The sequence below is a fragment of the Pseudoalteromonas sp. G5_S1_54_S4 genome (assembly GCF_054968565.1).
In genome coordinates this window covers 41024-49678 of record NZ_JBQKUL010000034.1, presented here as the reverse complement: position 1 = coordinate 49678, position 8655 = coordinate 41024, and the positions used below count along the sequence as shown (strand labels likewise).

8 protein-coding genes and 1 tRNA gene are annotated in these 8655 nt (G+C 39.7%); 3 read left to right on the top strand and 6 right to left on the bottom strand.

The genetic code is table 11. The features are described from left to right. Positions 1-120: 120 nt before the first annotated feature. Both ACTRWE_RS13325 and ACTRWE_RS13320 read right to left on the bottom strand, forming a co-directional pair. Positions 121-1944, bottom strand: coding sequence for a DEAD/DEAH box helicase (locus tag ACTRWE_RS13325; RefSeq protein ID WP_350655142.1), 1824 nt, complete (start codon positions 1942-1944; stop codon positions 121-123). A 160-nt stretch (positions 1945-2104) separates the two neighbouring features. Next, positions 2105-2368, bottom strand: a complete 264-nt coding sequence (locus tag ACTRWE_RS13320; RefSeq protein ID WP_008114535.1) for a GrxA family glutaredoxin — start codon at positions 2366-2368, stop codon at positions 2105-2107. 289 nt (positions 2369-2657) lie between these two features. On the opposite strand from ACTRWE_RS13320, the gene ACTRWE_RS13315 reads away from it, so the two are divergent. Then, positions 2658-3104: an Hsp20 family protein gene (locus ACTRWE_RS13315; RefSeq protein WP_010391385.1), complete on the top strand. Its 447-nt coding sequence runs from the start codon at positions 2658-2660 to the stop codon at positions 3102-3104. Between the two features lie 59 nt (positions 3105-3163). Here ACTRWE_RS13315 and ACTRWE_RS13310 read toward each other — a convergent pair whose 3' ends face one another. From ACTRWE_RS13310 to ACTRWE_RS13295, 4 genes are all read right to left on the bottom strand, one after another. After that, positions 3164-3676: a hypothetical protein gene (locus ACTRWE_RS13310; protein ID WP_013464529.1), complete on the bottom strand. Its 513-nt coding sequence runs from the start codon at positions 3674-3676 to the stop codon at positions 3164-3166. After that, positions 3673-4863: a peptidyl-prolyl cis-trans isomerase gene (locus tag ACTRWE_RS13305; protein ID WP_013464530.1), complete on the bottom strand. Its 1191-nt coding sequence runs from the start codon at positions 4861-4863 to the stop codon at positions 3673-3675. Before ACTRWE_RS13305 ends, ACTRWE_RS13310 begins: the two co-directional genes overlap by 4 nt. Beyond that, positions 4863-5876 carry a phospholipase C/P1 nuclease family protein gene (locus ACTRWE_RS13300; RefSeq protein ID WP_462880135.1) on the bottom strand — a complete coding sequence of 338 codons (1014 nt, stop codon included), beginning with the start codon at positions 5874-5876 and terminating at the stop codon, positions 4863-4865. Before ACTRWE_RS13300 ends, ACTRWE_RS13305 begins: the two co-directional genes overlap by 1 nt. A 155-nt stretch (positions 5877-6031) precedes the next feature. Next, the gene (locus ACTRWE_RS13295) at positions 6032-7585 is read right to left on the bottom strand and encodes a cryptochrome/photolyase family protein (RefSeq protein WP_013464533.1); all 1554 of its coding nucleotides are present in this window, start codon (positions 7583-7585) and stop codon (positions 6032-6034) included. 224 nt (positions 7586-7809) lie between these two features. Between ACTRWE_RS13295 and ACTRWE_RS13290 the strand changes: the two genes are divergently transcribed. Both ACTRWE_RS13290 and rimP read left to right on the top strand, forming a co-directional pair. Beyond that, a tRNA-Met gene (locus ACTRWE_RS13290) sits at positions 7810-7886 on the top strand. Between the two features lie 279 nt (positions 7887-8165). Then, positions 8166-8621 (top strand): ribosome maturation factor RimP, encoded by a 456-nt coding sequence (gene rimP, locus ACTRWE_RS13285; RefSeq protein ID WP_008114543.1) that lies wholly within the window; start codon positions 8166-8168, stop codon positions 8619-8621. Positions 8622-8655 lie beyond the last annotated feature (34 nt).

Below are 8655 nucleotides of genomic sequence, written 5' to 3'. Positions count from 1 at the left end.
GTTAAAAATTTAACGCCTAGCTGCTCAAACCTTTCACCTTGAACCTATTATCTTCAAATTTCAGACACAAAAAAACCTTGGCACTTTCGTGGCAAGGTTTTTTTACTAAAGGGTCGTTGCTTACTTAGCGGTGAAGCTAACTGGGCGACGTTCTTTACGAGGACCGCTACGCTTATCAGGGCGTTGGCCTTCTTTATTAAAGCTACGCTTCTTGTCACCAGCAGGGCGTTCAGAACGCTCGCCGCGTGGCTCAGAAGGGCCTTGATCTTGTGTTAATGTCATACCCATTGGGCGTTTACAAATAAACACTTTTTGGAAGTGATCAAGTACATCTTTAGGCATGTTTTGCGGTAATTGTACCGTACTGTGACTGTCGTGAAGACGAATGTCACCGATAAACTTGCTTGAAATGTCTGCTTCGTTAGCAATTGCGCCAACAATGTTCTTAACCTGAACACCATGCTCACGACCTACTTCGATTCGGTATGTATCCATAGGGCCTGCATCACGGCTGTTGCGCTCGCGTGGTTTACGCTCAGCGCGCTCACCACCGCGTTCGTTACGACGACCACGGTCATTGCTACGAGGATTACGATCATTACGTTCGTTACGCTCACGCGGTTGAATCTTAACTTCTTCAACTTTAATTGGTGATTGTTGCTGTGCTAAACACAGTAACGCACCCGCTAAGTCTTCAGGAGCAAGCTCAAGTTTTTGTGCCATGTTAGCAGCCACTTCATTGAAGAAAGTAATATCTTTGTTTTCAAGAGCAAGCGTAAGCTTTTCTTGTAAGGCATTGATACGTTTTTCTTCAACAACTTTAGCTGTAGGTAATTCAACTTGTGCGATTTCAGATTTAGTATGACGAATGATATTTTTAAGTAAGTAACGCTCGTTATGCTTAACGAAAAGAATCGCTTTACCAGTACGACCAGCACGACCTGTACGGCCGATACGGTGAACGTAGGCTTCAGAGTCTTGTGGAATGTCGTAGTTGATAACTAAGCTTAAACGGTCTACATCAAGACCACGTGCCGCTACGTCTGTTGCAATAACAACGTTTAGCATGCCGCTTTTTAAACGATCAACTGTGCGCTCACGCGCTTGCTGGTTCATGTCACCGTTAAGTGGAGCAGCAGAGAAACCTTCGCGCTCTAATAACTCAGCTAGTTGCACTGTATCGTTACGTGTACGTACGAAAACAATAGCACCTTCATATTGTTCTGCTTCTAAGAAACGAACAATGGCTTTGTTTTTATGTACGTGTGCATTCCAAAACACTTGCTCTACTGACGATACAGTTGAGTTGCGTGCAGAAATATGAACCTGTTCAGGGTTGTTCATATATTTGCTGCTGATGTTTTGAATTTGCTTAGGCATAGTCGCAGAGAAAAGACATGTTTGCTTTTCACGCGGCGTTTTTTCCATGATGTTTTCAACATCATCGATAAAGCCCATACGTAGCATTTCATCGGCTTCATCAAGTACAAGTGCTTGTAAAGCATCAAACTTGATAGTGCCACGGTTTATGTGATCGATTAAACGACCCGGTGTAGCAACAATAATCTGTGCGCCACGACGAAGTGCGCTCAACTGGATGCTGTAGCTCTGGCCACCATATAGTGCCAGTACTTCAACACCACGAGTGTGTTTTGCATATTGTTCAAATGCCTCAGCTACTTGGATCGCAAGCTCACGGGTTGGTGTGAGTACAAGGATCTGTGGCTGTTTCACAGACGGGTCAATATTATTTAGTAATGGCAGTGCAAATGCTGCTGTTTTACCTGTACCCGTTTGTGCTAGTCCCAGTACGTCCTTTCTTTCTAGCAATAACGGTATACATTGAGCTTGGATTTCAGATGGTGTCTTGTAACCCAACTCTTCAACTGCCTTTAAAATTGCAGGAGAAAGATTTAGAGATTCAAACGTGACTGGTTCTGACATTAATACGCCTCAACGAATTTAAAGAGGCGCGCATTGTATAGGAAATACGAGGCAAATGCTTGTATAAATTACAACTAATTTATATGTGTTTGATGTTGGTCGAAATTTAACCAGCTCAAGTTGTGCGTTAATTAAGCTGGTTAACAATATACCTACAAATTTACTGGTAAAGGCCTAGGTTTTCTTTGGCGTAGGCTTCAAATTCAGTAAAACCACCAATGTGTGTTTGGTCTACAAAAATTTGTGGCACAGTCGGGCATGGCTTGCCTGCAGACTTCTCTAAATCTTCTTTACTGATACCTTCTTTGATGATGTCGATGTAGCGGTATTTAAAATCATCGCGGTCATTAGCAAGTTGCTCTGCAACATCTTTAGCGCGAACACAAAAAGGGCAGCCTTCACGGCCAAAAATTACTGTTAACATAACGCTCTCCTCAAATTAGTTGACCCTAGTTTAACTAATTTCATTATTTATTACAGTGCAAAAAAACGATTATTGTGTTCGCTTTTTTTAGGGCCTGTAAAAAAATAAAAAATATTTTATAAAAAATCTTGAAATAAAATTGTCCGCCCATAAATAGTTATTTGAGGACGCCTGATGGGTCTTCATTTAAACAGAACTATTTGAAAATTATATTATTAATTAAATTTTGCTGTTACTTGTTCAAACGAAAAGTGGCAGCAATATATCGCTTAAATATGAGGATATTATTATGCGTACAGTAGATTTATCACCCCTATACCGTTCATTCATTGGTTTCGATCATTTAGCATCATTAATGGATGCCGCTGCACGAACTGACAAGCAGCCAAGTTTTCCTCCATACAACATCGAAGCGCTTGATAAAGACAAATACCGTATCACTATGGCAGTTGCTGGATTTAGTGAAGACGAGTTAAGCCTACAATCTGAAAACAACACGTTAGTTGTATCAGGCACTAAAGCAGGTAAAGATCAAAACGATGAGCGCAAATTCATTCATCAAGGCATTGCCGAGCGCAACTTTGAGCGTAAGTTCCAGTTAGGTGACCACGTTAAAGTACTTGGCGCAGACCTAGCCAACGGCTTACTAAGCATCGACCTTGAACGTGAGATCCCAGAAGCGCTGAAGCCGCGTAAAATTGAAATTGGCTCAGGCAATATGCTCGAAAGCAAATAGCTAAGCTAGCACACGTATTTTCCCTGTGAAAAGCCGCCATTTGGCGGCTTTTTGCGTTGTTAGTCTTTTAAATCTATTTGCATTTGTTTTAAAGCGTTAATTTTATCTATCGCAACTTGCAGTTGTTCTTGTGAAAGCTTTTTTTGCCGGCCTTTAGCAAGTAAGTCTTCAAGCTTTAATATTTTGGCTTTTGCAGCAATAACAAAACGTTGCTCTAGCTGTCTTTGCTGTTCAAGGTGGAAATCTTGATATGCCTGGTGATTATTTAAATCACCGCTGTACTGAGCAACTGGCTGAGTATTTTTTACTATGTTGGGTAAATAGGCAGGAGAGGTTATTGGTGGCAAAGGCTGAGGGCTAGTATTACTAATTGTAGCCGTTTTCAATTGCGTGCTTTTCAGCTCTTGGGTCATGTCAGCAGTAGTCAGCTCAAGTGACGTTATTTGCTTAACACTTTTAGCTTGGTTAAGGGAATCAATATTCTTTATCGTTGGTTTACTAGTATATTGAGTAAAAAGTGCGTACATACCAACACAAGCTACAACAACAGAAACGAAAACTTTTTTGCTCATAAAATTACTCCTGTCTTATTTTGCCACTTGAGCCAAGTATCCTCATACTGTTGTACCGCTTTTTGTTTTGCGATGGCCTTTGTTGCTTGGTATCGAACGGTTTCATCTTCTGGCGAAAAGTACTCAAACTGATGCTCATAACTGTGTATCACCACCCATTCACCACTGGGTGTACGTATAACAGGAGAAATAGTGTTTTCTTTAGTTGTGAACGCAAGTTGTACAACCCAGCTACTTTTGTTTTTACGGTTTAATTCACTGTTGTATTGAGCATATATATCTTGTTTTCCTGATATTACTAATGCTTGTTTTAGCGTTTTGTTACCGGCCAAGGTGCGAAAACCTACAGCATTGGCTCGATGAGCAAATTGAGCTCCATGTGCTTTTACGTGGCTTAAAAATTTAAACTGCGATTTATTGGCTTGATAAAACGCTTTAATTTCGTTTTTGTTTACTTGTTTCTCTAGTTTTTCAAGAACGGGGCTTTGCATATGCATCATTGTATTTATGCCTAGCCAGCTTTGAATGGAGGGGCGCAGAATATCTCCTTTAGCTATTTCATACAGATGTACAATATCAATATTCTGTTTTGCCAAAATCGGTTTGGCTTTTGAAAACGCTATATTGAATTGCCGTTTTTTTATTAATTCACTTTTGAATAGTTCACTATCTCCTTTGTGGAGTTTAAAGCGTACCTGCATTGATAGTGAATCGACAAATTCATATAAATTAATAGCGTTATACAAAAGAGGGGTTAAATCAAACTGCTGCATTTTTTTGATGGCGCTTTGCACATACTGGCCATTTTTAGGGTAGGGCCCTAATGTGTGTTTAAGCCATTGGTTATCATAAGTTTCAAGCTTTATCGGGCTTGACTGTGTGCTTATAACTAATTGTGAATCGAACAGATTTTTTAAGTAACGTTCAACATGGTATTGAGTACTAAAACCAACGGCAGATTGTCGTTTTATTATCGCAGGTGTTTTTAGCGCAGCTTGTTGTAATAAAAACTGATTCTCATACAGACGAGTTCTAACTTCATTGATTGTAATATCAGGGTTGTGCTTTAAATAAGCACGATGCATAAAGTTAATTTCATCACTGCTGTATTGTGTAAATGATGCCATTACTAGGGAGTGGTAAAACACACCTAGTAATGTGATCACTAAAATAGCCATTTTTTTCATTAGCGAGCAACCATGGCGTGGTTTAATAAGTGCACCACCATTGCTATTGCATGGGGCACGACCTGCTTAGCTATATTAAGGCGATCAAAATGATCTTCTGAGTTGAGTACAATCCCACCTTGTGCATAAGAAAATGAACCGCCTTGAGTTAATAATGGGCGAACATCTTGGCTATTTTTATCTAAAGGCGAGAACGTTTGCATTGCTTGAGTAACGAGTGATAAATCGTTGAGCTGCTCTTGGTCATAGTAATCGTTTACCCAACTTTCCCAACTAGAATGATTTAGATCTGATGTGGTCCATGTGTGGTGAGGTTGTAATAAATCAGTAGTATGAAATACAAACCCTAATACTTGGGGATTGCCGCTTTGTAAGTAACTTTGATACCAATATTGCCCTAAATTATCGATAGGTTGAAATGGCATTTCTTCAAAGTCATCGTACATAGAATAGGTTGAGTTGCTATCGATTCTGTAGTGAGATTCTGTTACACCATAACTGTTATATTTTGAAGAATCGGCATTAAACCAACCTGTTTCTCCCCCTTTACCATCATCAAGATAGTCACCTTTAAGCCAAGCAGATGCAAGATTATCAATATTTCCCCAAACGGTGAGCTTTTCATAATTATAACCACCAAAATCGTTTCCATGTTGGTCTGCACCTTGGGTATGATTTTGAAAATGCCAATAGCTTGTATATTTAACTATACTTTGCGCTGCTCCCCATACTGGCGCTTGAACACATGAACCTGTAATAGCACCACAGAAAAAGGTGTCTTCAAAGTCATCTACATCATAAGCAGCTTGTCCCAGCAGCTCGGCTAATTCAGAGATTGTCAGATTGTTTTGTGCAGCGTACTGACGTAGGGCAGCATATTCGGTGCTGGCTGGGTGTTGCTGCATATAATTTACGGCATCAAGAACAATACGTTTGTGAGTTTCTTGACTAAAAGCTTGAGCTTGGCTTGTACCGAGTAATAAAAGTGTCGCTGCAATTAATTGTTTTTTCATTTTATTCTCATCATAGTTTGGAGTAAGAGGTGCTATTAAAAAATAAGCTCATTACACTGACATGACAAATAAAACATTTAATTAACAATATTACCTATTTTGGTACTTTAATATTAACTATCAAGAATGCTGCCGTCAATTGACGGCATTTATATTTAAAGCTTTTCAATATTATTTAAATAGTTGTTAGCTTGCTCTAAGGTTTCTTGGCGCAATGATTCATCTTGTTTATCCCAATTACGATAAACCATGCCTATTCGCGGGTTTTTCTCAAGTCGTTCTCGGTGTTTTTGCATAAACTGCCAGTAGAGGCTGTTTAGCGGACACGCGTCTTTACCCACTTTTTCTTTTACTTTGTATTGGCAGCTTTTACAGTAGTCGCTCATTTTATTTATATAGTTGCCGCTAGCCGCATAAGGCTTAGTGGCTATGATGCCATCGTCAGCAAACTGGCTCATCCCTCGGGCGTTAGGCATTTCTACCCATTCAATTGCATCGATATAAACACCTAAATACCATTCATCCACTTCATCGGGACTGATGGCGGTTAATAAACAAAAATTGCCTATTACCATTAAGCGCTGAATATGATGGGCATACGCGCTGTCTAAGCTTTGTGTTAATGAGTGGCTTAAGCAGTTCATTTTTGTTTTACCATTCCAAAAATAACGTGGCAGTGCACGGGTTGCATTAAGCTGGTTTTTGTAAGCGTAATCGGGCATGTTTTTCCAATACACGCCACGCACATATTCGCGCCAACCCAGTACTTGACGAATAAAGCCTTCAACCTGAGAAATAGATATTTCATCTTGGCGTTGTTGGTATTCTTTGACAACACGGTCGATAATATAGCGAGGGTGTAAAATTTTGGCATTTAACGCAAATGATAACCGGCTGTGATAAAAGGTATCTTTATCAGGGCATTGATCTGTCATCGCATCTTGAAATTGACCAAAGCGGGGGAGTAAATGTGCACAAAAGTGATCAAGTGCGCTTATTGCTTGTTTACGGGTTGTTGGCCAGCTTAATTGGGTTTCTATTTGCCCAAAGTATTTTATTTTATGTTTATCTAAACGCTCAATGATGGTGCTAACATCATTTTTAAATAATTTGGGTTTGGGGATATCGGCTAAATCGCTTTTTGAAAACTTATTACGGTTATTCGCATCAAAATTCCATTGACCGCCATGAGGTTTTTCATCGTCCATTAAAATATCAAACTGCTTTCGCATTGCCCGATAAAAATGCTCCATAGTGACGTGTTTATCTTTTTTAAAGCGTTTGTCTATATCGTTAAATGCTAATAAAAAATGCTCGCTGTCACAGGCAGTCACAGCTAATTCGCTGTTAGTGGCAAAGTCGTGCAGTTGTGTTTTTAAACGGTACTCATCTGGGTATTGATATTCAATTGAGGTGCATTCATGCTGCTTAGCTAAGCGAGTTAAAAGAGCGGGTAAGTTATTATCGTCTTTGGTGTCATCTAACGTTAAATGCAACACGTTAAAGCCGGCATCTTTTAAGGCGTTAGCTAAGTTTTCCATGGCTTTAAAAAAGGCTGATATTTTTTGCACGTGATGCTTTACGTACTGCGCTTCTTGCATGAGCTCGGCAATCACAAACACGGTGTCATCGGATTTATCTTTAAACCAAGAATGAGCGGGGTTTAGCTGGTCACCTAAAATTAGTTTTAAGGTTTTGAATTTTTTCATAATGAGCCAAAATTATTTTTATACGCTGTATTTTAAAAAGCGATCGATTTCTACATGTCGTTTTAATCATAGAGCAAAGCAATAAACAGCATTGCTTTTTTTATCAACTTATTACTTATTGTGGTTGCTAATTTAGGTGTATATCTTTATAATAACGGCCATTGTTTAGTAGGTTATAAAATTTACTAACAGCGATATTAAGTTATTAACTTTTTATCTATTGGCGCGGGATGGAGCAGTCTGGTAGCTCGTCGGGCTCATAACCCGAAGGTCGTTGGTTCAAATCCGGCTCCCGCAACCAATCTTAATAGTAGGTTTATGCTTACTACTTTATATCGCGCATTCTAAGTAATGCGCGTTTTGCGTTTAAGCTAATGAAGTTTAATTTGGTCAGGGTACTGACTCGCAACCAAGCTTGGCCCTAGGCCACACAGTTTTGCGTTTTTTGGTGTGACGCCCCGCTTGGTTCGGGGCGTTGTTGTATCTGCACCGTTTGATTTAATGTTTATCGATTAAATCAAAATTTAAACTCAGTATTTTAGGGCTATAAGCCCTTTTTTTGTTTGTATGGAGGATTTTCGTGACAAAACTTGAACAAGATTTAGTAACCATGTTAACGCCTGCGGTAGAAATGTTAGGCTTTGAATTACATGGGCTTGAGTTTGTACAAGCGGGTCGCCATTCTACCTTAAGAGTATACATTGCTCATGAGGATGGGATTTCAGTTGACAACTGCGCCGATGCAAGTCGTCAAATTAGTGCGATTTTAGACGTCGAAGACCCAATTACAAACGAATACGATTTGGAAGTGTCGTCTCCTGGTGTTGATCGTCCATTATTCAAACAAGATCACTACGAGCAGGCGCAAGGAGAGGAAGTACGCGTGCGTACTAAGCTTCCACAAGATGGTCGCCGTAATTTTAAAGGCGACTTAATAGCAGTTAGCAGCGATATGATCACACTATCTAGCGATGGTGCGGAGCATTTAATCATGCTTAGTAACATTGAACGTGCGAACATAATCGCAAAGTTTTAATTCGAGTGCGAAGGAATAGGGCAAGCGAGGCATT

Bases quoted from the DNA above. Each gene is read 5' to 3' on its own strand.
- ACTRWE_RS13325 (WP_350655142.1), bottom strand. From the start codon at position 1,944: ATGTCAGAACCAGTCACGTTTGAATCTCTAAATCTTTCTCCTGCAATT.
- ACTRWE_RS13320 (WP_008114535.1), bottom strand. From the start codon at position 2,368: ATGTTAACAGTAATTTTTGGCCGTGAAGGCTGCCCTTTTTGTGTTCGC.
- ACTRWE_RS13315 (WP_010391385.1), top strand. From the start codon at position 2,658: ATGCGTACAGTAGATTTATCACCCCTATACCGTTCATTCATTGGTTTC.
- ACTRWE_RS13310 (WP_013464529.1), bottom strand. From the start codon at position 3,676: ATGAGCAAAAAAGTTTTCGTTTCTGTTGTTGTAGCTTGTGTTGGTATG.
- ACTRWE_RS13305 (WP_013464530.1), bottom strand. From the start codon at position 4,863: ATGAAAAAAATGGCTATTTTAGTGATCACATTACTAGGTGTGTTTTAC.
- ACTRWE_RS13300 (WP_462880135.1), bottom strand. From the start codon at position 5,876: ATGAAAAAACAATTAATTGCAGCGACACTTTTATTACTCGGTACAAGC.
- ACTRWE_RS13295 (WP_013464533.1), bottom strand. From the start codon at position 7,585: ATGAAAAAATTCAAAACCTTAAAACTAATTTTAGGTGACCAGCTAAAC.